General features: G+C 66.4%; 22 protein-coding genes and 4 pseudogenes. 20 read left to right on the top strand and 6 right to left on the bottom strand.

The features are described from left to right. The first annotated feature begins 58 nt into the window (after positions 1-58). The 5 genes from ACZK2V_RS07285 (at position 59) to ACZK2V_RS07265 (ending at position 4,664) form a co-directional block, all read left to right on the top strand. Positions 59-1,465 (top strand): TonB-dependent siderophore receptor, encoded by a 1,407-nt coding sequence (locus tag ACZK2V_RS07285; RefSeq protein WP_486323059.1) that lies wholly within the window; start codon positions 59-61, stop codon positions 1,463-1,465. Positions 1,466-1,478: 13 nt separating this feature from the next. Continuing rightward, positions 1,479-2,282, top strand: coding sequence for a TonB-dependent siderophore receptor (locus ACZK2V_RS07280; protein WP_486323312.1), 804 nt, complete (start codon positions 1,479-1,481; stop codon positions 2,280-2,282). A 107-nt stretch (positions 2,283-2,389) separates the two neighbouring features. Next, positions 2,390-2,704, top strand: coding sequence for a DUF3649 domain-containing protein (locus ACZK2V_RS07275; protein WP_049423314.1), 315 nt, complete (start codon positions 2,390-2,392; stop codon positions 2,702-2,704). Further along, positions 2,701-4,338 (top strand): PepSY-associated TM helix domain-containing protein, encoded by a 1,638-nt coding sequence (locus ACZK2V_RS07270; RefSeq protein WP_049423316.1) that lies wholly within the window; start codon positions 2,701-2,703, stop codon positions 4,336-4,338. The genes ACZK2V_RS07275 and ACZK2V_RS07270 overlap by 4 nt, the downstream gene beginning before the upstream one ends. After that, a complete protein-coding gene (locus ACZK2V_RS07265; protein ID WP_486323058.1) occupies positions 4,335-4,664 on the top strand; it encodes a DUF3325 domain-containing protein in 330 nt (109 codons plus the stop codon). Before ACZK2V_RS07270 ends, ACZK2V_RS07265 begins: the two co-directional genes overlap by 4 nt. A gap of 187 nt (positions 4,665-4,851) precedes the next feature. Here ACZK2V_RS07265 and rlmKL read toward each other — a convergent pair. Further along, positions 4,852-6,986: pseudogene (gene rlmKL / locus ACZK2V_RS07260) on the bottom strand (bifunctional 23S rRNA (guanine(2069)-N(7))-methyltransferase RlmK/23S rRNA (guanine(2445)-N(2))-methyltransferase RlmL). A gap of 144 nt (positions 6,987-7,130) precedes the next feature. After that, entirely contained in the window at positions 7,131-7,658 is a 528-nt protein-coding gene (locus tag ACZK2V_RS07255; RefSeq protein WP_049431244.1) for an alpha/beta hydrolase, read from the bottom strand. A gap of 72 nt (positions 7,659-7,730) precedes the next feature. Here ACZK2V_RS07255 and ACZK2V_RS07250 point away from each other — a divergent pair, with 72 nt between their 5' ends. Further along, positions 7,731-8,297: an N-acetylmuramoyl-L-alanine amidase gene (locus ACZK2V_RS07250; protein ID WP_486323057.1), complete on the top strand. Its 567-nt coding sequence runs from the start codon at positions 7,731-7,733 to the stop codon at positions 8,295-8,297. A gap of 418 nt (positions 8,298-8,715) precedes the next feature. On the opposite strand, the gene ACZK2V_RS07245 is transcribed toward ACZK2V_RS07250, so the two are convergent. The 3 genes and pseudogenes from ACZK2V_RS07245 to ACZK2V_RS07235 form a co-directional block, all read right to left on the bottom strand. Continuing rightward, a complete protein-coding gene (locus tag ACZK2V_RS07245; protein WP_486323056.1) occupies positions 8,716-9,618 on the bottom strand; it encodes a sulfurtransferase in 903 nt (300 codons plus the stop codon). Continuing rightward, positions 9,615-10,416 (bottom strand): annotated as a pseudogene (locus tag ACZK2V_RS07240) (CoA pyrophosphatase). Before ACZK2V_RS07240 ends, ACZK2V_RS07245 begins: the two are co-directional and overlap by 4 nt. Positions 10,417-10,552: 136 nt before the next feature. Beyond that, complete coding sequence (locus ACZK2V_RS07235; protein WP_032127896.1) at positions 10,553-11,254, bottom strand: FKBP-type peptidyl-prolyl cis-trans isomerase N-terminal domain-containing protein; 702 nt, start codon at positions 11,252-11,254, stop codon at positions 10,553-10,555. A gap of 167 nt (positions 11,255-11,421) precedes the next feature. Between ACZK2V_RS07235 and ACZK2V_RS07230 the strand changes: the two genes are divergently transcribed. From ACZK2V_RS07230 to nth, 3 genes and pseudogenes are all read left to right on the top strand, one after another. Next, on the top strand, positions 11,422-12,204 hold the full coding sequence (locus ACZK2V_RS07230) for an enoyl-CoA hydratase/isomerase family protein (protein ID WP_032127897.1): 783 nt from the start codon (positions 11,422-11,424) through the stop codon (positions 12,202-12,204). A gap of 4 nt (positions 12,205-12,208) precedes the next feature. Then, entirely contained in the window at positions 12,209-12,562 is a 354-nt protein-coding gene (locus ACZK2V_RS07225) for a hypothetical protein (protein WP_107432510.1), read from the top strand. Continuing rightward, positions 12,562-13,252 (top strand): annotated as a pseudogene (gene nth, locus ACZK2V_RS07220) (endonuclease III). The gene ACZK2V_RS07225 and the pseudogene nth overlap by 1 nt, the downstream one beginning before the upstream one ends. 81 nt (positions 13,253-13,333) lie before the next feature. Here the strand turns inward: nth and ACZK2V_RS07215 are convergent. Then, entirely contained in the window at positions 13,334-14,566 is a 1,233-nt protein-coding gene (locus ACZK2V_RS07215) for a porin (RefSeq protein WP_032127900.1), read from the bottom strand. Positions 14,567-15,119: 553 nt separating this feature from the next. On the opposite strand from ACZK2V_RS07215, the gene pstS (ACZK2V_RS07210) reads away from it, so the two are divergent. From pstS (ACZK2V_RS07210) to rnt, 11 genes and pseudogenes are all read left to right on the top strand, one after another. After that, on the top strand, positions 15,120-16,136 hold the full coding sequence (gene pstS, locus ACZK2V_RS07210; protein ID WP_049421598.1) for a phosphate ABC transporter substrate-binding protein PstS: 1,017 nt from the start codon (positions 15,120-15,122) through the stop codon (positions 16,134-16,136). A gap of 409 nt (positions 16,137-16,545) precedes the next feature. Then, positions 16,546-17,634: a phosphate ABC transporter substrate-binding protein PstS gene (gene pstS / locus ACZK2V_RS07205; protein WP_100471789.1), complete on the top strand. Its 1,089-nt coding sequence runs from the start codon at positions 16,546-16,548 to the stop codon at positions 17,632-17,634. An 82-nt stretch (positions 17,635-17,716) separates the two neighbouring features. Beyond that, a complete protein-coding gene (gene pstC, locus ACZK2V_RS07200) occupies positions 17,717-18,685 on the top strand; it encodes a phosphate ABC transporter permease subunit PstC (protein WP_201118578.1) in 969 nt (322 codons plus the stop codon). Continuing rightward, the gene (gene pstA, locus ACZK2V_RS07195) at positions 18,685-19,548 is read left to right on the top strand and encodes a phosphate ABC transporter permease PstA (protein ID WP_032127902.1); all 864 of its coding nucleotides are present in this window, start codon (positions 18,685-18,687) and stop codon (positions 19,546-19,548) included. Before pstC ends, pstA begins: the two co-directional genes overlap by 1 nt. A gap of 19 nt (positions 19,549-19,567) precedes the next feature. After that, positions 19,568-20,398: a phosphate ABC transporter ATP-binding protein PstB gene (gene pstB / locus ACZK2V_RS07190; RefSeq protein WP_005408788.1), complete on the top strand. Its 831-nt coding sequence runs from the start codon at positions 19,568-19,570 to the stop codon at positions 20,396-20,398. A 65-nt stretch (positions 20,399-20,463) separates the two neighbouring features. Next, entirely contained in the window at positions 20,464-21,171 is a 708-nt protein-coding gene (gene phoU / locus ACZK2V_RS07185) for a phosphate signaling complex protein PhoU (protein ID WP_014036547.1), read from the top strand. Positions 21,172-21,376: 205 nt separating this feature from the next. Continuing rightward, positions 21,377-21,736 (top strand): HvfA family oxazolone/thioamide-modified RiPP metallophore, encoded by a 360-nt coding sequence (locus ACZK2V_RS07180; RefSeq protein WP_049421602.1) that lies wholly within the window; start codon positions 21,377-21,379, stop codon positions 21,734-21,736. Then, on the top strand, positions 21,723-22,598 hold the full coding sequence (locus ACZK2V_RS07175) for an HvfB family MNIO-type RiPP peptide maturase (RefSeq protein WP_049421603.1): 876 nt from the start codon (positions 21,723-21,725) through the stop codon (positions 22,596-22,598). Before ACZK2V_RS07180 ends, ACZK2V_RS07175 begins: the two co-directional genes overlap by 14 nt. Further along, positions 22,591-23,344 (top strand): annotated as a pseudogene (locus ACZK2V_RS07170) (HvfC family RiPP maturation protein). Before ACZK2V_RS07175 ends, ACZK2V_RS07170 begins: the two are co-directional and overlap by 8 nt. Before the next feature lie 27 nt (positions 23,345-23,371). After that, positions 23,372-23,893, top strand: coding sequence for an HvfX family Cu-binding RiPP maturation protein (locus ACZK2V_RS07165; RefSeq protein WP_049421605.1), 522 nt, complete (start codon positions 23,372-23,374; stop codon positions 23,891-23,893). Positions 23,894-24,060: 167 nt separating this feature from the next. Then, positions 24,061-24,711, top strand: a complete 651-nt coding sequence (rnt, locus tag ACZK2V_RS07160) for a ribonuclease T (protein WP_414577569.1) — start codon at positions 24,061-24,063, stop codon at positions 24,709-24,711. Positions 24,712-24,777 lie beyond the last annotated feature (66 nt).

Raw genomic sequence — 24,777 nt, 5'->3', positions numbered from 1 at the left:
CATGGCTGCTGTGTCTGCGCATTCCATCGCCTGTTTCGTCCTGCATGGAATCGCACCGATGGCAATGCCGTTGAACCACCCTCATCCCACTCTGCTGGCCCTGGCCGTGACCGCACTGATGATCGCCCCGCTGGCCCACGCCGACGGCACTGCCGATCCTTCCGCGCGCACGCTGGATACGGTCCAGGTCACCGCTGACGGCGATATCGTCGACAGCTATACGGTCAAGCGTGCCAGCACGGCCACCAAGCTCGGCCTGTCGCTGCGCCAGACGCCGCAGTCGATGACCGTGGTCACCCGCCAGCGCCTGGATGACATGGGCCTGTTCTCGCTGTCCGATGTGATGGGCCAGGTCACCGGCGTGGCGGTATCGGTTACCGACAGTGAGCGCATCAACTACGTCTCGCGCGGCTACAACATCACCAATTTCCAGGTCGATGGGATGCTCAACACCTTCGGTGGGTACATCAAGACCAACACCGACAGCGTGATCTATGACCGCATCGAAGTGGTGCGCGGCGCAACCGGCCTGACCACCGGTGCCGGCGATCCCTCGGGCACCATCAACTTCGTGCGCAAGCGTCCTACCGACAGCTTCCAGATGAGCGCCAACCTGACCCTCGGGCGTTGGGGCAACCAGCGCCTGGAGGCCGACCTCGGTGGCCCGGTTGCACTCGACGGCCGCATCCGCGCGCGCGTGGTGGCGGCCAAACAACAGAGTGACTCGTTCCGCGATGTCTACAAGCTGGACAAGGACGTGTTCTACGGCATCGTCCAGGCCGACATTACCGACACGACCCTGCTCGAGGCCGGCTACGAATACCAGTCGCCGCGCACCACTGGCGTGACCTGGGGCGTGGTGCCGTACTGGGGGTCCGATGGCCAGCCCGCCAACCTGCCGCGCTCAACCAACCTGTCCGCCCGCTGGAGCAGTTGGCCGATCATCGAAAAGAGCGCATTCGCACGCCTTGAGCAGCAGTTGGGCAACGGCTGGACCGCCAAGGCCGCCTATACCCGCTCCAAGCGCGAAACCGACGGTGCGGTGTGGTACGGGGCCTCCGGCTACCCGAATGCCGATGGCAGCGGCATCAGCGCCTTCGTCGGCAGCTTCGGCGAGAACGGCGATATGCAGGTGTTCGACTTCAACGTTGGCGGTCCGTTCCGGCTGTTCGGCCGGGAACACGAGCTGGTGCTCGGTTTCGGCCAATCGGTGCGCAAGGGTGAAGTGCCTGCCACCGACACTGCTGCCTACCCGGACAGCTACACCCGTGTACCGGATTGGCATCGCTGGAACGGCGACGTCGCGCCGCTGCAGGTCACCCGCCTGGGCTATCTGGCTTCTGAAGACGAACTGCGCCAGCGCGCGGCCTATCTGGCGACGCGCCTGCAGCTGGCCGATCCGTTGACCGCGGTGCTCGGCGCGCTACGGCAGCTGGGAAACGCGTACCTGGAACTACACCCATGACGCCGCCGGTCGCCTGACCGATACGCGTCGCGGCGGCTACAAGCCGGACGACTCGCTCACTCCGTATGCTGGCTTCATCTACGACTTCAACCGCTACTTCAGCGGCTACGTCAGCTACACCGACATCTTCCAGCCGCAGAACTACCGTGACCGGGACAACAACTACCTCGAACCGGTGGTCGGTGACATGTGGGAGGCCGGCGTCAAGGCCGAGTTCTTCGACGGTCTGCTGAATGCTTCCGCGGCCGTGTTCAAGGGCCACAAGGACAACGTTGCCGAGCTCGATGACTCGGTGCCGGAAAACTCGCTGCCGGGTGGGGTCAGTGCCTACCGCTCCACCGGCAAGGGCAACAAGGTCAAGGGCTGGGAGATCGAAGCACAAGGCAGCCTTGGTGAGAACTGGAACCTGGCGGCCGGCTTCACCCACACCGTCAGCCGCAATGCGCAGGGCGTGCGCCAGAACACCGTCGTCCCGGTCGATCTGTTCCGCCTCAACGCCAGCTGGCGACCGGGCGGTGCTGAAGGCCGCTTCTGGCTGGGCGGTGGCGCCACCTGGCAGAGCGGTATCTGGAGCCTGAGCAACAAGCCGCGTGCGGACTTCCTGACCAGCGGCAAGCGCGACCGCGTGGCAATCGAACAGGGCGACATCTACCTGCTCAACCTGTCGGCGGGCTATCGCTTCAACGAGAACTTCACCGCGCAGGTAAACGTGAACAACCTGCTGGACAAGAAGTATTACAACCGCGTCGGTTTCTATGACGGCGTGTTCTGGGGCGAACCGCGCAATGTGACGATGACACTGCGCTGGAAGCTCTGACCCTCGATGGATGGCACCGGTTCTGCGACCGGTGCCCGGCCACGGATGGCCAACCCCGGCGCGCTGCGGTGCGCCGGTTCCTTTTCACTGAAACCTGCAGGAACGCCGTGGACCGCTCGCCCGCAACCGCCAGCCCCCGCACCTTCTTCTCCAACCCGCGCTGGGGCGTGCTGTCACGCTCGCTGGCGGCGATCTTCGGCGGCTACGCGCTGGCTTCTGTGACCAGCGTGTTCTGCGCGGTGGCGCTGCCCGGCGCACGTGGCCAGACCGTGCTGACCGGCATGCTGCTGGCCATTCTGGTGGCCGCCTGCGCGGCGCTGTGGGCGTTCGCCACGCGCAGTGCGCTGCGTGCGTGGGTCGGCATCCTCGCCCCCACCCTGCTGATGGCAGCTATCGCGCGCATGCTGGGGGCCTGGGCATGAAGAATGGATTCCGCCAGTCGATGGCCTGGCTGCACACCTGGACCGGCCTGCTGGTCGGCTGGCTGCTGCTGCTGATTTTCATGGCCGGCACGGCCAGCTACTACCGCGAGGAAATCAGCCGCTGGATGCGCCCGGAACTGCCCTCCAGCAACGTCAGCATCGATGTGGCCGCGCAGCGTGCCGTGGACTACCTGCAGGCCAACGCTGCGCAGGCCGAGAACTGGTTCGTCACCCTGCCACAACCGCGCAACCCGGCCATGCAGATGTTCTGGCGGCTGCCGCCGGAGCTGGCCGATCCCAGTCGTGGCCGTCGAGGGGGCTTTGGCGATGCCACACTGGACCCGAACACCGGGCAGGCGCTGAAGGCCCGCGAGACCCGCGGCGGTGATTTCTTCTACCGCCTGCATTTCGACCTGCACTACATCCCGGTGCTGTGGGCGCGCTATCTGGTCGGCTTCTGCGCGATGTTCATGCTGGTGGCAATCATCACCGGCGTCATCACCCACAAGAAAATCTTCAAGGACTTCTTCACTTTCCGCAAGGACAAGGGCCTGCGTTCCTGGCTCGATTTCCACAACGTCAGCGCGGTGATGGCCCTGCCCTACCACGCGATGATCACCTACACCGGCATCGTCACGCTGATGATCATGTACCTGCCGTGGGGCGTGAAGGTGGCCTACCCGCAGGACGAGGACAAGTTCTTCAGCGAAGCTTTCGGCGGCATGCCGGAGGTGACCGCACCTGCCGAAGGCCGCGCCACCCCGCTGCCGATCGCGCAGCTGCTGGACAGCGCGCGTGCACACTGGCACGGCGTGGAAGTGGCCGGCTTCACCGTGTCCAACCCGGGCGCGGCCAATGCAGTGATCGACATCCGCCAGCGTGACGGCAAGCGCCTGTCCACCGATACCCCGGCCGTGCGCTACGACATGGTCAACGGCACGCTGCTGGAAGAAACACCGCCTTCCGGTGGCGCCACCGCCACCCGCGGCGTGCTGTACGGCCTGCATCTGGCGCGCTTCGCCGACTGGGGCCTGCGTGCACTGTTCTTCCTGTCCGGACTGGTCGGCTGCCTGATGGTGGCCAGCGGCGTGGTGCTGTGGGCGGTGAAGGAACGGCCCAAGCACGCCAAGAGTGGCCGCACAGGCTTCGGCCTGCGCCTGGTCGATGCGTTGAACATCGGTACCGTGGCCGGCCTGCCGATCGCCTTTGCAGCGTACTTCTGGGGCAACCGCCTGCTGCCGCTGGACATCGCCGAGCGCTCCAGTGCCGAGGCCAACACCTTCTTCTATGCCTGGGGTGCGGCATTGCTGGCCGCCTTCATCTGGCCGAAGCGGATGATGTGGGCCTGGCAGCTGTACCTCGGTGCGGCTGCGTTCGCGCTGGTGCCGGTGGTCAATGCACTGACCACGCATGCGCACCTGGGCAACACCCTGCACAATGGCGACTGGGTGCTGGCTGGCTTTGATCTGTCGATGATCGCGTTCGGCGCGATGCTGGCGCTGTGCGGCTGGCGCATGCAGCGCTGGACACCACCGCTGAGCGCGGCCGAGAAGAAGAAGCGTGCAGCGGCGGCGGCGGCGCCCAAGGCCCCGGTGGACGCTGCAGAAACCGCCGAAGCGGAGGCCAGCGCATGATGCTGCTGGCGTTGACCCTGTCGTTCTCTCCGTTCACCTCGCTGTCGCTGGCGATGGAGAAGCACCAGCACGACCTGCACGGCAAGGCTGCAGCCACCCCGGCACGGCGCACGCAGTGGCGGGTGCTGGGTTGGGTGCTGCTGACGGTAGCGTTCGCATTGTGCGTGGTCGACCACGGCTGGGCCATGGGCCCGGTGCTGTGGCTGGGCGTGATGACCGTGGGCGGCGTGGTGCTGTCGTTCGGGTTGTACCCGTACCGGCCGAAATGGATCGCGCCGCTGGCGATCGCGCTGCCCGTGGCCGGGCTGCTGGTGGCGTTGCTGTAACCGCCATCCACGCATGGCGTGGATCTACTGAACAGCCATCCACGCATGGCGTGGATCTACTGGACAGCCCTCCACGCATGGCGTGGATGTACCGGCCAGATATGGGGAGTGCCGGCCGCTGGCCGGCATCCCATGAACCCTCTGCGGATCTGACAACGTTGCCGGCCAGCGGCCGGCACTACCGGAATTACCCCAACCGCTTCAGTTCCCACGCGCGGTGGATGCGCGCGTTGCGCTCGAAATCCGGGCCGATGGTGCGCGCGGTGATTTCGCGGCACTGGGCGAATTCGGCGATGGCGTTCTCTTCCAGCTTGAAGCGGCGGAAGTTGTTGGAGAAGTACAGCACGCCACCCGGCGCCAGCCGCGCCACCGCCGCGCGCAGCAGCTTCAACTGCTCGCGCTGCACGTCGAAGTCATCGGCGCGTGCGGAGTTGGAGAAGGTCGGCGGATCGCAGAAAATCACGTCGTACTGGCCACGGTCGCCTTCCAGCCAGGCCATCGCATCGGCCTGCACCAGGAGGTGCTGGTTGCCGCCCTGCCCGTTCAACGCCAGGTTGTCGTAGCACCACTGCAGGTAAGTCGCCGAAAGATCGACGCTGGTGGTGCTGGCCGCACCGGCCACGGCGGCCTGCACGCTGGCCACGCCGGTGTAGCAGAACAGGTTGAGGAAACGCTTGCCACGCGCCTGTTCGGCCATCATCCGGCGCAGCGGGCGATGGTCGAGGAACAGGCCGGTGTCCAGGTAGTCGAACAGATTCACCTGCAGCAGCGCGTTGTTCTCGCGCACCACGATGAATTCGTCACGCTGCTCGAAACGGCCGTACTTGCTGCCGCCCTTGCCGCGCTCGCGCGACTTCATCGACACCTGTTCCGGCGGAACGCCGAATACTTCGCGCGGCCGCCAGCAGCTCGTTGCGGCGGCGGCGCACGTCGTTCTCCGGAATCGCCGCCGGTGCGGCGTACTCCTGCACATGCAGGAAGGTACGGCGCTTGCCACCGTCTTCCTCGTAGACATCGATGGCCGCCGCGTACTCCGGCAGATCGGCATCGTAGGCACGGAAGCAGGTGATGTCCTCGCGGGCACGCCAGCTCTTGAACTTCTTCAGGTTCTTGCGCAGGCGGTTGGCCACCATCTGCGCACCTTCGCTCAGCTCGCGCGGCTGCGCCGGGTCACGGCCCGGCACGGCGATCGGGTCGCAGATGATCAGCGCGCATTCCAGCGCACCGTTGAACATCTGGTACTTCTTGCCCGCACGCAGGCCGGTGGCAAAAGCCAGTTCGTCGTTGCCGCACAGCAGGCTGGCGCGCCACTGCGGCACCGCCTTCTGCAGGGCATTGCCGAGTGCGCGGTACAGCGCCGGGTCGGCGGCCAGGCGTTCGTCATACGGCGGGTTGCAGACCACCGCACCGATCTCCTGCTCCGGCGCGGCCAGGTCGGCCACATCGGCGCGGGTGAAGCGGATCGCGTGGGCGACACCGGCCACCTCGGCATTCTCGCGTGCCGCCTGGATCGCGGTCGGGTCGATGTCGCTGCCGTGGATGACCGGCTTCAGCGCGGCCAGGCCAGCCGATTCGCGGTCACGCGCCTCGCTCTGGATGCTCTTCCAGGCGGCCTTGTCGAAGCCCAGCCAGCGGCTCGGCGGCAGGCTGCCGTGGCGCATCAGGCCGGGCGCGACGTCGGCGGCCATCAGCGCGCCTTCGATCAGCAGCGTGCCGCTGCCGCACATCGGGTCCAGCAGGCCGCCACCGGCGGCGTGCAGCCGCGGCCACTGCGCGCAGCAGCAGCGCGGCGGCCAGATTTTCCTTCAGCGGTGCCTCGTGAGCGGCGCCGCGCCAGCCACGGCGATGCAACGGGCCGCCGCCGAGGTCGATCGACAGCGAGGCACGGCCTTTGCGCAGTGACAGGTTGACGCGCACATCCGGCAGGTCGGTGTTGACCGACGGGCGCTCCAGACCTTCATCACGCATGCGGTCGACGATGGCGTCCTTGATCCGCTGCGCGGCAAAGCGGGCATGGGTGATCTTGTCGCCGGACACGTGCGCGTCCACCGCCAGGGTCATCTCCGGCTTGATGTGCTCGTGCCACGGCAGCGCACGCACGCCGTCATACAGGGCCTGCTCGTCCGGGCAGTCGAACTCGTCGATCGGCCACAGCACGCGGCTGGCCAAGCGCGACCACATCACGATCCGCAGCGCCTGCTCCAGTTCGCCCTCGGCGTTGACGCCGGCAATGGTGGCAGTGGCCTTGCCAAGGCCCAGGGCCGACAGTTCATCGGCAAGCAGGTATTCCAGGCCCTTGGCGCAGGAGACAAAAAATTTCACGGGATCGGTTCACAGGTGGTCAGGCACGGCAGGAAGCCGGGCCATTCAAGAAGGAGGGCCGTGGACACGGCCGGCAGGCCCGCGCCGGGGGCGGCGGGGCTGCCATTGTAGTCAATGCGGGCGGGCGCGCCGTGCGCCCGGGCTTCACAGCTGGCGCAGCAGGCGCTCGAAGGCCTGTGCCGAGGCCTCAACGTGGCGTTCCAAGCGGTGGCCATCATCGACCAGCAGCAGCTGTGCCGAACGCGCCTGGGCCCAGGCGATCACTCCAGCGGCCGGCACCACATCGTCATGCCAGGCCTGGACCACGGTGGTCGGCACGGCGGCGGCGTCCAGCGCCGGCATCGGGCCCATGGTGGTCGGCGGCACCATCAGGAACAGGCCGGCCACCGGCACCTGCAGCGAGGCGATGGCAGAGATGTAGGCACCCAGGCTGGAGCCGGCCAGCACCACCGGGCCCTGCTGGGCAGCGATGGCGGTGCGTTCGACCAGGCGGCGCAGGCGGGTCGGCACGTCACCTACGCGGCTGACCTCGCTCATCGCGTCCAGGTCTGTATAGTCCGGGCGCTCATGGGTCCAGCCCAGGCGCTGCGCCACGTCGGCCAGCGCGGTGACCTTGGTCGCCTCCGGGCCGCTCTCGAAGCCATGGGACAGGATGCAGTGGCCGCGGCTCATGCGCATGCTCCGTGGGCGCGGGCCAACGAGGAAAGGGAAGGCAGGTTCATGCCGCAATGCTAGCATCGCCGGATGCCCAACCCGCTCCTGCCCGGCCTGCAACTGCAGCCCCTGCCCTACGAAGACCGTCTGCCACTGCGCGACCCGGCCACGCTGGAGATGGTGGTGATCCACTGCACCGAGCTGCCCGACCTGGCGATGGCCCGCGAGTACGGTGAGCGTGTGCTGTATGACAGCGGCGCCGGCAACAGCGGCCACTTCTACATCGACCGCGATGGCAGCGTGGCGCAGTACGTGGCGCCGGAACGCGTGGCCCACCACGTACGCGGCATGAACGCACACACGCTGGGCATCGAGCTGGTCAACACCGGCCGCTACCCGCACTGGTTCGACAGCCGCCAGCAGGCGATGGACGAGCCCTACACCGAGGCGCAGCTGCAGGCGCTGGAGCAGCTGCTGCAGGCGCTGGTGGTGCGCTATCCGTCGCTGCGGCAGATTGCCGGGCACGACCAGCTGGATCTGGAGCAGGTGCCGGCCAGCGATGACCCGACGCTGATGGTGGCACGCAAGCGTGATCCGGGGCCGTTGTTCCCGTGGGCGCGGATCCTGGCGAAGGTGCCGTTGCAGCCGGTTGGGTGAAGGTTTGGAGGGCTGCGGCCTGCACCTGGAGAAGCAAAGAAGAGAAAAAGAAGAGGGGGTTTCGGGGGGGGGGGGGGGGGGGGGGGGGGGGGGGGGGGGAGCCCCGGGCCCGGCCCAGCCGCTGGCGGCTGGGCGTTCGGGCGCTTGCGAAGCAGTGCTTCGCAAGCAGAGCGCCCTCACCCATGTAAGCTCGGTCGCGCCATCCATGGCGCTCACGCCCCCGCAACCGGACCCACCCCGCCTTCGACAGGTTCTCGCTGCTGTTGGTGGGTGCCGACCGTTGGTCGGCACGGGATCGAATCGATCGGAGGGTGCCTTTGTAGAGTCGAGCCACGCTCGACTGCTCTTTGCGTGCGAATCGGGCACGAGGGGGGTCAGAGCCGTTTTCCGTTGGAAAACGGATCCGACCCCGCGCGGCTCAGGCGCCGCTGGCCACGGGGCGGCTGCTGTCGCTGACCCAGCCGCTCCAGGAATCGGCGTAGATGCGTGCGCCGGACAGACCGGCCGCTTCCATCGCCAGCAACAGGTGGCAGGCGGTCACGCCGGAGCCGCACATCAGCACCACCTGCTGCGGATCACGGTTGCCGATCACGCCCTGCAGTTCGGCGCGCAGTTCCTGTGCATCACGCAGGCGGCCGTCGGCGACGTTCAACGCAAACGGACGGTTGACCGCGCCCGGCACGTGGCCTGCGACCGGGTCCAGCGGCTCCACTTCGCCGCGGAAGCGCTCACCCGCGCGTGCATCGACCAGCCAGCCCGGCGCGTGCTTCAGGCGTGCGCTGATTTCCTCGGCATTGGCGATCTGGGTGGTGTCGAAACGGCCCGGGTAAACCGGCAGCGCGATCACCTCATCCTGCCCCGTCGCCAAGGGATGCCCTGCGCCCTGCCATGCGGCGATGCTACCATCAAGCACGGCCACCTTGCTGTGCCCGATCAGGCGCAGCAGCCACCACAGGCGCGAGGCGGCCATGCTGCCATCGCTGCCGTCGTAGACCACCACCTGGGTGTCGGGACCGATGCCCCACTGGCCCAGTTTCGCGGCGAAGACATCGCTGTCCGGCAGCGGGTGACGGCCGTGGCCGCTGCGGGTCAGATCCGACAGGTCCCGATTGAGGTCGGCATACACCGCGCCCGGAACATGCCCCGCCAGATACTGGCCGTTACCCGCCTGCGGATCGGCCAGCGAGGAACGTGCATCGACCACGCGTACGGCGGTACTGGCAGTAGCACGTGCGTCGACCACGCGAACACCCTCGCCCAATGCAGCGGCCAGGGTGGCGACATCGACCAGGGTGGTCCACGGCGGATCGATCGGCTTCATTGCACTTGCTCCAGGCGGCGACGCAGGTTGTAGAGGATGGCGGCGGTGGCGCCCCAGATGCGCTGGCCGGGCCAGCCATATTCGAGGACGTGGCGGACGCGGCCGCGATGATTGATTTCGACCTGGTGCAGGTTGTCGGCTGCCATCAGGTAATCGAGCGGCACTTCAAACACTTCGGCCACTTCACTGGGCTGTGGCACCGGCACGAAATCCGGATCGACCACGGCCACCACCGGCGTGACCCGGTAGCCGGTGATCGTCACGAAGGGATCGAGATAGCCCAGCGCCTGCACTTGGCCGGGCGCCAATGCGATTTCCTCCTGGCTCTCGCGCAGTGCAGCGGCCAACGCATCGCGGTCATCGGGTTCGGTGCGGCCACCGGGGAAACCGACCTGGCCACCATGGGTACGCAGGGTTTCGGTGCGACGGGTGAGAATGACCTGTGCGCCGTTGGCGCGCGGCACGATGCCGGCCAGTACGGCGGCTTCCACCGGGGGCCCGGGCGGCAGCAGATCGATCAGTTCACTGCGGTTCCAGCCGTCGCCGGCCGGCGGCTCGGCCAGTGGATGCAGCGCGCATCAGGCGCTCGTGATCAGCCAGCGAGCCGCGCAGTGATTGCTGCAGCTGTTCACGCAGAGGTTGCACGCGATGCAGGATGCGGCTGCGTTCCTCGTTGCTCATCGACGACCACCGCGCGATCTCATCGATATGCCGCCCGCAGCCGGTGCATTGCCGGTGCGGATCCAGCGTGCACACTCCGATGCAGGGACTTGCGACAACACGTGCCGTTTTTTCCATTGTTTGCACCCGGCAACAGTAGCGCGATCGGGCTGAATTTGCGCGGGGTCAATATGCAGTGCACGGCAGCGTCGCGATCCGCGCAAACAAAAACGCGCCGGTGGGATCACCGGCGCGTTTCGTTTACCGCTTCGATTTACTTGACGCTGACCAGCTTGATCTCGAACTGCACAGCCACGTTCGGCGGGAACGGGGTGCGCGGGTCGGCACCGTAGGCCTGGTCCGGCGGCAGGGTGACTTCCCACTTCGAGCCAGCCGGCATCTGCAGCAGGGTCTCGCGCATGGCCTTCATTTCGACTTCGCTGACCTTGATCGACGGAATCTGCTGGGCCGGGCGGGCTTCGGTCGGGCGCTGGCCGTACGGGAACGGACCGGCCACTTCCAGCTGCACGGTGCTGGCCTGGGTCGGCTTGGCGCCCTTGCCGGCTTCAATCACCCGGTACTGGACGCCGCTCGGCAGGGACTGCACGCCGGCCTTGGCCTTGTTCGCCGCGATGAACTGATCGCTCTTGGTCTTGTTTTCGGCAGCAGCCTTTTCGTACTCGGCCTTGGCAGCCTGGGCACGGCCCTGCTCGCGCTTCTGGAACGCTTCAACAGCCGGCTTCAGCTGGTCGGCGGTGATCGCCGGCTGCTTCTTGGCGTAGGCGTCCTGCAGACCCTTCACCACCGAGTTGATGTCCAGCTGCTCACCACGACCGGTCAGCTCCGCCAGGTTGTTGCCGTAGTCGTAACCGAAGTAGTAGCTCAGCTTGCCCTTTTCGGACGAGACGTCCTGGGCGAAGGCATTGCCCGTCAGGGCCAGGGCCGCGACGGCGACCGCGATAGAACGCAACTTCATCAAACAGTTCTCCAGGGGTGGTAACTCAGGGACGTTCTGCGCCGCCCTGAGGCGACGGGTTAGGATAACGGGCACAACGTGTAACCGCTACTCACGATGCAGGCTAAGACCCGTCTGCGTTGGCGGAGTTCAATCTCACTTTTTTTTAACGTTTCAGGAGTTTCCCCGTGGCCGATGCCCTGATCGCTGTCGCCGACGACGGCGCCATCCGCACCGTGACCGTCCAGCGCCCGGACAAGCTCAACGCCTTGAATGCCGCGACCCTGCAGGCGCTGACCGAGGCGTTCAGCGCTGCCGCCGCCGACCCGGACGTGCGCGTGGTGGTGCTCACCGGTGCCGGTCCGAAGGCTTTCGTGGCCGGGGCCGACATCGCCGAGATGAACACACTCAGTGCGGTTCAGGGACGTGATTTCTCCCTGCTCGGCCAGGCCCTGATGCGCCAGATCGAGCGCATGCCCAAGCCGGTGATCGCACGCGTGAACGGCTTCGCCCTGGGCGGCGGGCTGGAGCTGGCCATGGCCTGCCACCTGCGCATCGCTGCCGATACGGCCAAGGTCGGGCAGCCGGAGATCAATCTCGGCCTGATTCCCGGCTTCGGCGGCAGCCAGCGCCTGCTGCGCCTGTGCGGCCGCGCCGCCACCCTGGAGCTGTGCCTGCTGGGTGCACCGATCAACGCCGCGCGTGCGCTGGAACTGGGCATCGTCAACGAGGTGGTGCCCGCCGATGCGCTGGACAACCGTGTACAGGACATCGCGCGCCAGCTGGCACGCTCGGCCCCGCTGGCCCTGCGTGGCCTGCTCGACGCGGTACACGTGGGTGGCGAATGCAGCCTGGAGGCTGGGCTGGAGTACGAAAGCGCGCAGTTCGGCCTGCTGTTCGCCACCGAAGACATGCGCGAAGGCACCAGCGCCTTCCTGCAGCGCCGCCCGCCGGCCTTCCAGAACCGCTGACGCCATGGCATCCCGACCCAACCCCGCGCAGCTGTTCGCCCGGGTCCAGGCAGACGATCTCGATGGCGCCCTGCAGGCCGGTCTCATGGACTACGTTGCCCGTGACGGCGACGAACAGCTGCTGCCCGGCCACCCGGACCTTCCACGACGCCTGCAGCAGGCCCAGCAGCAGCTGCACGCGGCCTGGGCCGCACGCGAACGCTACCGTGCCCGTGCCGTGCGCCTGGCGCGCCGCGAGGCCGAACGCGATGCGCGACGCACGCCAGCCCCGGCACCGGACGTGAAGCCCGCCCTGCCCCCGGCGGCCGCCGCGATTCTCGCCCGGGCCAAGGCCCGCGCCACCGGCAAGGAGCAGTAATGGCTACTGCGAAGAAGACCCCGCGCGCCGGCGCGACGCGGTGGCAGCATGCCGCGCGCCGACGTGGTGGAGATGTTCACCCGCCTGCGCGAACTCAATCCGCACCCGAAGACCGAACTGGAGTACAGCTCGCCGTTCGAACTGCTGGTGGCGGTCGCGCTGTCGGCGCAGGCCACCGACGTGGGCGTCAACAAGGCCACGCGCCGCCTGTTCCCGGTGGCCAATACCCCGGCAAAGATCCTCGCGCTTGGCGAGGACGGGCTGAAGCAGTACATCGCCACCATCGGTCTGTTCAACGCCAAGGCGAAGAACGTGATCGCCACCTGCGCGATCCTGCTGGAGAAGCACGGCGGTGAAGTGCCGCGCGATCGCGATGAACTGGAAGCGCTGCCGGGCGTGGGCCGCAAGACCGCCAACGTGGTGCTCAACACTGCGTTCGGTGAGCCGGTGATGGCGGTGGACACGCATATCTTCCGCGTCTCCAACCGTACCGGCCTGGCCCCGGGCAAGAACGTGCGCGAAGTGGAAGACAAACTGGTGAAGGTGATTCCGGCCGAGTTCCTGCTCGACGCGCATCACTGGCTGATCCTGCACGGACGTTATGTGTGCAAGGCGCGCAAGCCGGATTGCCCCGGCTGCGTGATCGCCGACCTGTGCCGGTTCAAGGAAAAGACCACGGCCGAGGCGTGAACGCGTTCGTGGTGTGACAAAACAAGGACGGCGGGCACAGGGCCCGCCGTCTTTGCTTGTAGACAAGAGTGCTTCAGGACATCAGAACGACAGGTCGCCCCAGACGCCGAACTCCTTGGTCTTGTCGTTCTTCTTGTCGCTGGCGTTGGCCAGGTGCGTGTACTTGTACACGGTCGACAGCTTGAGGTTCTTCATGACCGGGAACTCGACGCCGACGTTCCAGTACTTGTCGCTCAGGGTCGGGTCCAGCGTCTTGCTGACGTCGGTGTCATCGTAACGACCGAACACGTTGATGCCGCCGTCGGTGACGCGCACGCTGCCCCAGACCGACCAGCCGCTGGTCTTGTCGGTGGCAACGGTCATCACGTTGTTGAGGTTCTTGGCCTGGAAGTACTCGCCACCGACACGGAAGTCGCTGCTGGCGTAGGCCACCATCGCATTGGCGCGGGTGTAGGTGTTCTCGGCGCTCTGGATGTCGGTTTCCTTGCCCAGCTTGCCACTGTAGCCACCGACGGCAACCACGAAGTTCTCGTTCGGGGTATAGGCCGCGCGGCCTTCCACGTCCATGCCCTTGCTGCGGGTCGGGTTCTTGTAACCGGCGCCGGACACAACCGAGACCGCGTAGTTGAAGTTGTTGCCCAGGTTGCCGAAGCCATGCAGGCCCCAGTCGGACGAGTTGCCGTACTTCAGGCGGTCGGTCAGGGTGTTCTCGACATAACGCATGCCGTAGAACTTCTCGACGTACGGAATCCACGGCATGTCGGCGGCACCGACGCGCAGGTTGAAGGCCGGGTCGAAGCTACCCTGCACGTAGGCCTTCTTGACGAACAGTTCGGTGTTGCCGATGGCCGAGCTGTACTGGAAGTCGGTGGTCAGGTTGGCCGACCAGATGTCGTTGAACTTGTGGTCGACGGTCAGGTAGAAGCGCTTGACGTCCAGACCGGTGCCGCTGGCGGCGGTGTCCTTGCCGTTGCTGGTCTTGTCGATGTTGGTCAGGTCGAAGAACATGCGACCGCCGATCTTGTTGTCATTGACCAGCTTGGCCAGCTTGTCGACGCTGGTCTGGGTCTTCTGTGCACCTTCCAGGGCCTGGGCCTGGGTGATGTTCACTTCGGACTGCGCATCGGACTGTGCCTGCAGCGCCTGCGAATCGTTCTGCAACTGCTGGACCTGGGCCTGCAGCGCAGCGATCTGCGCCTGCAGCTGCTGCAGCTGTGCCTGGGATACGCCCGTGCTGGCGGGAGCTGCGAAGGCGTCGGCGGAAACCAGACCGAGGCTTGCAACGACCGCGGCGGCGAGCAAATGGGAACGCATTTTGGATTTCTCCAGAGGGTTGGAATGGCTTGGGCAGAACGCCACGCCGGCAGGCCGGTCAAGCGTTTTGCGAACATTCCGTTAAAACCATGACAACCGAATGACAATCTGAGCACCAACCACAGATTTCTTCGTGCGGTCATGCGTACGACTCATTTGCCGCCACATGCTTGTCGATCCCTTGCGGCATATGACGTCACGTATCAGCGTCCCGGCCCGGGCCGACCGCCGCGCAGCGATCACCTGCATTGATGGTTTCGTGTGGATGACGCGGCATCACTGCGGAATGCCAGGCGGAAACGGCATTGACGACCACACCGGGCAGGCCATCAGCGACATATAGAACGTGATCGCAACCGGGCTACGTCCGTCTCCGGCGCATTGGTCATCACGTTGCCCGCAGCACTCAGAACCTTCACGCCCCTGGCTGTGCGGGCGCCGGGCAGCGCTGTAACGGTTGCGTCATACAACGGTCCCTGCGCTGTCATCGAACCGTTATGGAATGTGCGCCGGGCGGGTAACCCCGCATCCCAATCAACCCAGGAGCCACCCCGTGATCCACGCCTTCAAGTCGCGCGTTGCCGTTGCCGTCTTCGCTGCGTCGTCCGTGTTCGCCGCCAACGCCGCTGAAATCACCGGCGCGGGCGCCTCGTTCATCTACCCGGTGATGTCGAAGTGGTCGGCCGACTACAACGCTGCCACCAGCAACAAGGTCAACTACCAGTCGATCGGTTCCGGCGGTGGTATCGCCCAGATCAAGGCCAAGACCGTTGATTTCGGCTCCTCCGATGCTCCGCTGAAGCCGGAAGAACTGGCCGCTGCGGGCCTGGCGCAGTTCCCGTCGGTGATCGGCGGCGTGGTGCCGGTCGTCAACGTGGCCGGCATCGCCCCGGGCGCGCTGAAGCTGGACGGCACCGTGCTGGCCAACATCTTCCTGGGCAAGATCAAGACCTGGAACGACCCGGCCATCGCCGCGCTGAACCCGGGCGTGACCCTGCCGAGCGCCAAGATCACCGTCGTGCACCGCTCGGATGGCTCGGGCACCACCTTCAACTTCGTCAACTACCTGTCCAAGGTCAGCCCGGAGTGGAAGAGCTCGGTCGGTGAAGGCACCTCGGTCCAGTGGCCGGCCGGCATCGGCGGCAAGGGCAACGAAGGCGTTGCCGCTTACGTGAAGCAGATCAAGGGCGGCATCGGCTACGTCGAACTGTCCTATGCGCTGCAGAACAAGCTGTCGTACACCGCGATGAAGAATGCCGCCGGCCGCTTCGTGCAGCCGAGCGACGCGTCGTTCGCCGCCGCTGCTGCCAGCGCCGACTGGGCCAGCGCCAAGGACTTCTACCTGGTGATGACCAACGCCCCGGGCGCCGAGTCCTGGCCGATCACCGCCACCAACTTCATCCTGGTGCACAAGAAGCCGAAGAACGCTGCCAACGGCAAGGCCACCCAGGAGTTCTTCCGCTGGGTCTACAAGAGCGGCGATGCCCAGGCCCGCCAGCTGGACTACGTGCCGCTGCCGGACAGCCTGGTCCGCCAGATCGAGACCTACTGGACGCAGAACCTGAAGTAAGCAAGCGCGTTCCCCCGCAGGAACGGGATCGGCGGGTCCTCTCTCCCCCGCCGATCCCACCCCGGGCGCGAGATCCTCGAGATCTCGCGCCTTTCTCGTTTGCGGCGCACGGGCGTGTAGAGTCGAGCTTGCTCGACTGCTCGCGGCGGGCATCAGTCGAGCAAGCTCGACTCTACGAAGGGCCAAAGGCAGTCGAGCAAGCTCGACGCTGCACGGCCAACCGGCGGTCATATCGGTGCGCAGATCCGGGGTCTCCGGGGGTCTCCCGGATCCCGGCCAACCCCGTAAAACCCTTGTCAGAACGTGATCCAGTACACCTCTGTCATGGGCGTAATACGGCTGTAACAAAAACATCATTTCATAGCCGCATCCGCCGACGACGTCGGCTCTACCCCGCTATGGAGTGACCATGAAACTGCACTCGGCCGGCCTTGCCGCCCTTTCCCTGGCCATCGCCCTGGGCCTGTCGGCCTGCGGTGGCGACAAGCAGGCCGCGCAGCAGCCGGCTGCCGACGGTGCCGCCGCCCCGGCCGCTGCCGGTGCCAAGGTGACCGCCGAAGTGTCCGGCGCCGGCGCTTCCTTCATCTTCCCGCTGGTGTCCAAGTGGTCGGCTGACTACAACGCCAGCACCGGGGCCAAGATCAACTACCAGTCGATCGGCTCCGGCGGCGGCATCGCCCAGATCAAGGCCGGCACCGTCGACTTCGGTTCCTCCGACAAGCCGCTGAGCAGCGAAGAGCTGGCCCAGGCTGGCCTGGCCCAGTTCCCGTCGGCCATCGGCGGCGTGGTGCCGGTGGTCAACATTGAAGGCCTGGAAGCCGGCAAGCTGCGCCTGAGCGGCGCCCTGCTGGCCGACATCTTCCTGGGCAAGGTCAAGACCTGGAACGACCCGGCCATCGTCGCCGCCAACCCGGGCGTGAAGCTACCGGACGGCAAGATCACCCTGGTCCACCGTTCGGACGGTTCGGGCACCACCTTCAACTTCTCCAACTACCTGTCCAAGGTCAGCCCGGAATGGAAGAGCAAGGTCGGCGAAGGCACCTCGGTGCAGTGGCCGGACGGCGTCGGTGGCAAGGGCAATGAAGGCGTTGCTTCGTACGTGAAGCAGATCAAGGGCTCGATCGGCTACGTCGAACTGGCCTACGCACTGCAGAACGGCATGCCGTACACCGCCATGCAGAACGCGGCCGGCAACTGGGTCGAGCCGAGCGCGGAAACCTTCGCCGCTGCAGCTGCCAGCGCCGACTGGGCCAGCGCCAAGGACTTCAACCTGGTCATCACCAACGCCCCGGGCGAGCAGGCGTGGCCGATCACCGCCACCAACTTCATGCTGATGCAGAAGCAGCCGAAGGACGCCAAGCGCAACCAGGACACCCTGGCCTTCTTCAAGTGGGCCTTCGAGAACGGCCAGGCCCAGGCCAACGAGCTGCACTACGTGCCGCTGCCGGCCGAACTGGTCAAGCAGATCGAGGCCTACTGGGCGACCGACCTGAAGTGATGGACACGGCGGTGCCCGCCCCGCGCGGGCACCGCTTCTTCCACGCCGTGCCGCCCCGCCCCTTCCTGGCCCTGCCGTCCCCATGAATGCCATCGCCCAGCCTGTAGCCGCCCCGTCCACGCGTGATGCGCGTGATGCCCGCAACGACAAACTGTTCCGATGGGTGCTGGTCGGCACCGTCATCTTCGTCCTGATCGCCCTGGCCTGCGCCGCGCTGTCCATGCTGTGGGGCGGCCGCCATGCCCTGCAGATGCAGGGCCTGAGCTTCTTCTTCTCCGCCGACTGGAATCCGGTCGAAAACAAGTTCGGTGCGCTCGCCCCGATCTACGGCACCCTGGTCACCGCCGTCATCGCGATGGTCATCGCCGTGCCGGTCAGCTTCGGTATCGCCTTCTTCCTCACCGAAGTCGCGCCGCGCTGGCTGCGTGGCCCGGTCGGTACCGCCATCGAACTGCTGGCGGGCATTCCCTCGATCATCTACGGCATGTGGGGCCTGTTCGTGCTGGTGCCGGTGATGACCGAGTACGTCACCCCGTTCCTCAACGAGACCCTGGGCGAATGGCCGATCATCGGCCCGCTGTTCCAGGGCCCGCCGCTGGGCATCGGCATGCTCACCGCCGGTTTCGTGCTGGCCATCATGGTCATTCCGTTCATCTCCTCGGTGATGCGCGAAGTGTTCCTGACCGTACCCACCCGCCTGAAGGAGTCGGCGTACGCGCTGGGCTCCACCAAGTGGGAAGTGAGCTGGGACATCGTGCTGCCCTACACCCGCTCGGCGGTGATCGGTGGCATCTTCCTCGGCCTCGGTCGCGCCCTGGGCGAGACCATGGCCGTGGCCTTCGTGATCGGCAACAGCGTGCGCCTGTCGCCGTCGCTGCTGGAACCGGGCACCACCATCGCCGCGCTGATCGCCAACGATTTCGGCGAAGCCACTGAAACCTACCGCTCGGCCCTGCTGCTGCTCGGCTTCGTCCTCTTCATCGTCACCTTCGTGGTGCTGGCCATCGCCCGCCTGATGCTGATGCGCCTGTCCCGCAAGGAGGGCAACTGATGTCCACCACCGCTGATTCGCTGTACCTGCGCCGTCGCATCGGCAACGTCGTTGCGATCACCGCCTCCTGTGCCACCGCCCTGTTCGGCCTGTTCTTCCTCGGCTGGATCCTGTTCACCCTGGCCTCGAAGGGCCTGGCCGGCATCAACTGGGATCTGTTCACCAAGATGACGCCGCCGCCGATGCAGGAAGGCGGTCTCGCCAACGCATTCTTCGGCAGTGCGGTGATGTGTGCGCTGGCGATCGGCATCGGCACCCCGCTGGGCGTGCTGGCCGGCACCTGGCTGGCCGAGTACGGCAACGCCCGCAAGGCCGGCACCGTGGTCCGCTTCGTCAACGACATCCTGCTGTCGGCCCCGTCCATCGTGCTTGGCCTGTTCGTCTACACGCTGTACGTGATGCAGACCGGCGGCAACTTCTCGGCGTTCGCCGGTGCACTGTCGCTGGCCTTCATCGTGCTGCCGGTGGTGGTGCGCACCACCGACGAGATGCTGCGCCTGGTGCCCTCGCAGATGCGTGAGGCAGCCCTGTCGCTGGGTATCCCGCAGTGGAAGGTGATCGTGCAGGTGCTGTACCGCAGTGCCTCGGCCGGCATCATCACCGGCATCCTGCTGGCGCTGGCCCGCATCTCCGGCGAGACCGCACCGCTGCTGTTCACTGCCTTCGGCAACCAGTACTGGAACAACAACATCTTCCAGCCGATGGCCTCGGTGCCGGTGGTGATGAACCAGTTCGCCGGCAGCCCGTATGAATCCTGGCAGGTGCTGGCCTGGGCCGGTGCCCTGGTGCTGACTGTCTTCGTGTTGCTGGTCAGCCTTGCCGCCCGCGGCATCCTGCTGCGCAACCGTATCTCCCATGACTGACCTTTCCGTGGATAACGCCATGAACGACCTTTCCAACGCCGTGCCGATGCAGCGCATCGCCGTGCCGTCCTCGCACGAGAGCCTGCACACGCCGTCGCCGGTGAAGCTGGCTGCGCGTGGACTGGACTTCTACTACGACAAGTTCCATGCCCTGAAGGGCATCAACCTGGAAATCCCGGAAAAGCGCGTGACCGCGCTGATCGGTCCCTCCGGTTGCGGCAAGTCGACCCTGCTGCGCATCTTCAACCGCATCTACGCGCTGTACCCGAAGCTGGAAGCGCGCGGTGAGGTGCTGCTGGACGGCGAGAACATCCTGTCGCCGAAGTACCCGATGAACCGCCTGCGCAGCAAGGTCGGCATGGTGTTCCAGAAGCCGGTGCCGTTCCCGATGACCATCTTCGAGAACGTGGCCTACGGCATCCGCCACCACGAGAAGCTGAGCAAGGCCGACATGGCCGACCGCGTCGAGCAGGCGCTGCGCCAGGGCGCGCTGTGGGACGAAGTGAAGGACAAGCTGGGGCAGAGCGCACTGGGCCTGTCCGGCGGCCAGCAGCAGCGCCTGTGCATCGCCCGTGCCGTGGCCCTGCGCCCGTCGGTGCTGCTGCTGGACGAACCGACCTCGGCGCTGGACCCGATCTCGACCAGCCGCATCGAGCAGCTGGTGGAAGAGCTCAAGCACGAGTACACCATCGTGATCGTCACCCACAACATGCAGCAGGCCGCCCGCGTGTCCGACTACACCGCCTTCATGTACCTGGGCGACCTGATCGAGCACGACCGCACCGAAGTGATCTTCTCGCAGCCGTCGCAGCGGCAGACCGAGGACTACATCACCGGCCGCTTCGGCTGATCGACGCCGTCCCTTCGCCACATGTCCCAGCCAGGCATGGCCTGGCTCTACCCGGATTGCAGACCATGAATCTTCCCAACGACCACATCGTCAAGAGCTACGACGAAGAGCAGCAGCGCCTGGTGGCCGAAATCGTGCGCATGGGTGAAATGGCCGTCGCCCAGCTCGAAGCGGCGATGGACGTGATCGAGAAGCGCGACGAGAACGCTGCCCATCGCATCATCGCCAACGACGAAGCGATCGATGCGCTGGAACAGCAGATCAGCCACGACGTGATGCGGCTGGCGCTGCGTGGCCCGATGGCGCGCGACCTGCGCGAAATCCTGGCCGGCTTGCGCATTCCGGCCGACATCGAGCGTATCGGTGACTATGCCGCCAACGTCGCCAAGCGCTCGATCGCGCTGGGCAAGGTGCCGCCACTGCCGCAGATCCAGGGCCTGCGTGCGCTGGGCCGCCTGGCCGCGCAGCAGGTCCGCCGTGCCATTGCCGCCTACCGCGACAACGACGCCGACGCCGCACTGGAACTGCGTGAGGACGACGCCCGCCTGGACGCGCAGTACACCGCGCTGTTCCGCGAGCTGCTGACCTACATGATGGAAGACCCGCGCAACATCACTCCGTGCACGCACCTGCTGTTCATGGCCAAGAACCTGGAGCGCGTGGGCGACCACGCCACCAACATCGCCGAGAACGTGTGGTTCCTGGTGCACGGAGAGCAGCCGCTGCCGCCGCGTGAAAAGCGCGACGAGACCTCCAGCACCGGCCAGCCCTGACGCTGCACTGCAACACCGGAGTCGACTCCACGGTGGCCGCTGTCCTGGTGACAGCGGCCCTTTTGTTTTGGGCGTTCCGGCCACCGGTCTCCCCCTCTGTAACAAATCTCACGAAAATTTGAGTTCTTGGCGAGGATTCGTTGAGTAGGATCGCTGCACCATCGATTCACCCCGGGCGCCTGCCCACCACCTAGGAGTAAGACCGATGAGCAGTTCCAACAAGACCCTGTCCCTGCTGACCGCTACGGCCCTGGCCGCCGGCCTGGGCATGACCGCCAGTGCCTCGGCCCTGAGCATGAGCGACCTGGCCCAGGGCTACCTGGTGGCTGGCCAGGCGGCAAAGGCTGCCGATACCAAGCACGCCGAAGGCAAGTGCGGCGCCGACGGCAAGACCGCTGAAGGCAAGTGCGGCGGTGACAAGGGCAAGGCTGCCGAAGGCAAGTGTGGCGAAGGCAAGTGCGGTGCCGACAAGGGCAAGGCTGCTGGTGCAGCCGCTGCCAAGACAGGCGACAAGAAGTCGGCTGAAGGCAAGTGCGGCGAAGGCAAGTGCGGTGGCAAGCACTGACGTCCGCGCCAGCCTCGTCCACCCGCGGTCGCCGCTTCGTGCGGCGGCCGCCGGGTTGGGCCTGCGCCGGGCGCTGCTACAGGACCTGCGTGACGCCCCGGCAGGTGACTTCGACTTCCTCGAATGTGCGCCGGAAAACTGGATCCATGTCGGTGGTCCCGCCGGGGATGCACTGGCCGAACTGGCGCAGCGCCATCCGTTGAGCTGCCACGGCCTGTCGTTGTCGCTGGGCGGCAGCGCGCCGCTGGATACGCAGCTGCTGGAACAGGTCGGCCAGTTCCTGGAAAAGCACCGCGTGCCGCTGTACAGCGAGCACCTGAGCTACTGCAGCGACGACGGTCACCTGTACGACCTGCTGCCGATTCCGTTCACCGACGAAGCGGTGCGCCACACTGCGGCACGCATCGCTCACGTGCAGGATCTGCTGGGCCGCCGCATTGCAGTGGAGAATGTGTCCTATTACCTGGCACCGGAACCGGCGATGGACGAACTGGCCTTCACCAACGCGGTGCTTGCCGAAGCCGACTGCGATCTGCTGCTGGACGTCAACAACGTCTACGTCAATGCCTGCAACCATGGCTACGACGCCGACACTTTCATTGCCGGACTGCCCGCAGAGCGCGTCGTCTGCCTGCACGTGGCCGGGCACCTGGACGAGGCGCCGGACCTGAAGATCGATACCCATGGCAGCGCGGTGATCGACCCGGTCTGGGAGCTGCTGGCGCGTACCTACGCGCGCATCGGCCCACGTCCCACCCTGCTCGAGCGCGATTTCAACTTCCCCCCATACGCCGAGCTGCAGGGCGAACTGCAGACCATCCGCCGCCTGCAGGCGACGCACGGGGGGACTGCACATGACTGACGCTCGTGGCACCCTGCGCGCAGCAGCATGCGTTCACTGCCCATCTGCGCGATCCGCAGGGCGTGCCACCGCCGGCTGGGCTGGAGGCACGCCGGGTCACGGTGTACCAACGGCTGCTGTTCAACAATCTGCTCGGCCTGTTGAGCAACGGCTTCCCGGTCTGCGTGCGCCTGCTCGGCGAGCCCGCCTGGAGCGACCTGGTGCGCCACTACTTCGCCACCCACCGCTGCCAGACACCGCTGTTCACCGAACTGGCCGCCGAATTCGTGCAGTGGCTGCAGGCACAGCCGCAGCTGCCGCACCCGGCGTTGGCCGAACTCGCTCATTACGAGTGGGTGGAGACCGCCCTGTACCAGTTGCAGGCCGAGCCGCTGCCGGCACCCGGCGACATCGATCCGCTGCAGGTACCGCTGCAGCGCTCCACCCTGGCGTGGCCGCTGCTGTACCAGTGGCCGGTGCATCGACTCGGTGCCGAGGATGCGCCAATGCAGCCGCCGGCGGAACCGACCGGCCTGCTGGTCCGCCGCGAGGCCGATGGCGAAGTGCGCTTCGCCGTGCTCAGCCCGCTGGCGGTATACCTGCTGTCCAGCGTCGGCGAACGACCCGGCCTCGATGGACATGCCTATCTGCGGCAATTGGCCGCTGCGAACGGCCTGGCTGAGGAGGCGCTGGCCGGGCCCGGTGCCGCGCTGCTGCAGCAGTTCCTGCAGGCCGGCGTGATCGGCCCGCTCATAGTCCCTGGCTGACGCCCCTTCCCCCACGGAGAACCACCGATGAACCTTCCGACCCTGGCCGCCACGCGTGGCCAGCTGGACCGTCTCGCCCCCTGGTTGGCCCCGCTCGGCCTGCGCCTGCTGCTGGCCTGGGAATACTTCGAATCCGGCCGCGAGAAACTGCGCGGCCAGAACTGGTTCGCCGACCTGCAGGACGCTTTCCCGTTCCCGTTCGACCAGCTGCCGGCCGCGCTGAACTGGCAGCTTGCGACCTGGTTCGAGCTGATTGGCGCGGCCTGCCTACTGGTTGGCTTCGGCACCCGGTTTGCCGCCGCCAGCCTGCTGGTGCTGACCGTAGTGGCCACCTATGCGGTGCATTGGCCGATGGAGTGGAACTCGCTGGCCGACCTCGCCATGGGCTACGCGATCACTGACCAGGGCTTCGGCAACTTCAAGCTGCCGATGCTGTTCATGGCCATGTTGCTGCCGCTGATCTTCACCGGCGCCGGCAGGCTGAGCGTGGATGCGTGGCTGGCGCGGTGGTCTCCCTCGGCCACGCCTGCGCGGCCAGCAGTCCGGTAATCGCCACCCCTGGTCGGCGCACCGTGTGCCAACCAAGGTTGGCACCTACCGGAATCCTGAGCGCGGTGCCCCGGTAGGTGTCGACCTTGGTCGACACACGCCCGCGCAGGGAACGCATGCACCGAGGGCTGGCCGGGCGCTCAGGGTCGCTCTGCTAGAATTCACGCATGACTGACCCCACCCCCGCACCTGCCGCCGCTCCCGATTCCGCAGTCCCCCAGGCGCAGCGCGCGATGTCACAACGCTTCCGCGGCTTCCTGCCGGTGGTGGTGGACGTGGAAACCGGCGGCTTCGACAGCCAGCGCAACGCGCTGCTGGAAATCGCCGCCGTGCCGATCGAGATGGACGAGAACGGCCTGCTCTACCCCGGCCAGACCGCCAGTGCCCACGTGGTGCCGGCCGAGGGCCTGGAGATCGACCCGAAGTCGCTGGAAGTGACCGGCATCATCCTCGACCACCCGTTCCGGCTGGCCAAGGAAGAGAAGGCGGCGCTGGACCACATCTTCAGCCCGGTACGCGCGGCCATGAAGAAGTACGGCTGCCAGCGCGCGATCCTGGTCGGCCACAACGCGCATTTCGACCTCGGCTTCGTCAATGCCGCCGTGGCGCGCACCGGCCACAAGCGCAATCCGTTCCATCCCTTCAGCGTGTTCGACACGGTGACCCTGGCCGGCATCGCCTACGGGCAGACCGTGCTGGCGCGTGCGGCCACGGCCGCCGGGCTGGGCTGGGATGCCAACGAGGCGCACAGCGCGGTGTATGACACCGAGCAGACCGCTCGGTTGTTCTGCACCATCGCAAACGCCTGGCCGCGGTAAGCCAGCCAACGGCGCAACCGCACCCACCACTCACCGGACGGTAGATCCACGCCATGCGTGGATGCG

It is taken from the genome of Stenotrophomonas sp. 93052_Sma, from assembly GCF_056481145.1.
Note: the sequence above shows the minus strand (reverse complement) of the source record. Positions and strands in the feature narration are given on the sequence as shown.

Bases quoted from the DNA above. Each gene is read 5' to 3' on its own strand.
- ACZK2V_RS07285 (WP_486323059.1), top strand. From the start codon at position 59: ATGGCAATGCCGTTGAACCACCCTCATCCCACTCTGCTGGCCCTGGCC.
- ACZK2V_RS07270 (WP_049423316.1), top strand. From the start codon at position 2,701: ATGAAGAATGGATTCCGCCAGTCGATGGCCTGGCTGCACACCTGGACC.
- ACZK2V_RS07265 (WP_486323058.1), top strand. From the start codon at position 4,335: ATGATGCTGCTGGCGTTGACCCTGTCGTTCTCTCCGTTCACCTCGCTG.
- ACZK2V_RS07255 (WP_049431244.1), bottom strand. From the start codon at position 7,658: ATGAGCCGCGGCCACTGCATCCTGTCCCATGGCTTCGAGAGCGGCCCG.
- ACZK2V_RS07250 (WP_486323057.1), top strand. From the start codon at position 7,731: ATGCCCAACCCGCTCCTGCCCGGCCTGCAACTGCAGCCCCTGCCCTAC.
- ACZK2V_RS07245 (WP_486323056.1), bottom strand. From the start codon at position 9,618: ATGAAGCCGATCGATCCGCCGTGGACCACCCTGGTCGATGTCGCCACC.
- ACZK2V_RS07235 (WP_032127896.1), bottom strand. From the start codon at position 11,254: ATGAAGTTGCGTTCTATCGCGGTCGCCGTCGCGGCCCTGGCCCTGACG.
- ACZK2V_RS07225 (WP_107432510.1), top strand. From the start codon at position 12,209: ATGGCATCCCGACCCAACCCCGCGCAGCTGTTCGCCCGGGTCCAGGCA.
- ACZK2V_RS07215 (WP_032127900.1), bottom strand. From the start codon at position 14,566: ATGCGTTCCCATTTGCTCGCCGCCGCGGTCGTTGCAAGCCTCGGTCTG.
- pstS (WP_100471789.1), top strand. From the start codon at position 16,546: ATGAAACTGCACTCGGCCGGCCTTGCCGCCCTTTCCCTGGCCATCGCC.
- pstC (WP_201118578.1), top strand. From the start codon at position 17,717: ATGAATGCCATCGCCCAGCCTGTAGCCGCCCCGTCCACGCGTGATGCG.
- pstA (WP_032127902.1), top strand. From the start codon at position 18,685: ATGTCCACCACCGCTGATTCGCTGTACCTGCGCCGTCGCATCGGCAAC.
- pstB (WP_005408788.1), top strand. From the start codon at position 19,568: ATGAACGACCTTTCCAACGCCGTGCCGATGCAGCGCATCGCCGTGCCG.
- phoU (WP_014036547.1), top strand. From the start codon at position 20,464: ATGAATCTTCCCAACGACCACATCGTCAAGAGCTACGACGAAGAGCAG.
- ACZK2V_RS07180 (WP_049421602.1), top strand. From the start codon at position 21,377: ATGAGCAGTTCCAACAAGACCCTGTCCCTGCTGACCGCTACGGCCCTG.
- ACZK2V_RS07165 (WP_049421605.1), top strand. From the start codon at position 23,372: ATGAACCTTCCGACCCTGGCCGCCACGCGTGGCCAGCTGGACCGTCTC.
- rnt (WP_414577569.1), top strand. From the start codon at position 24,061: ATGACTGACCCCACCCCCGCACCTGCCGCCGCTCCCGATTCCGCAGTC.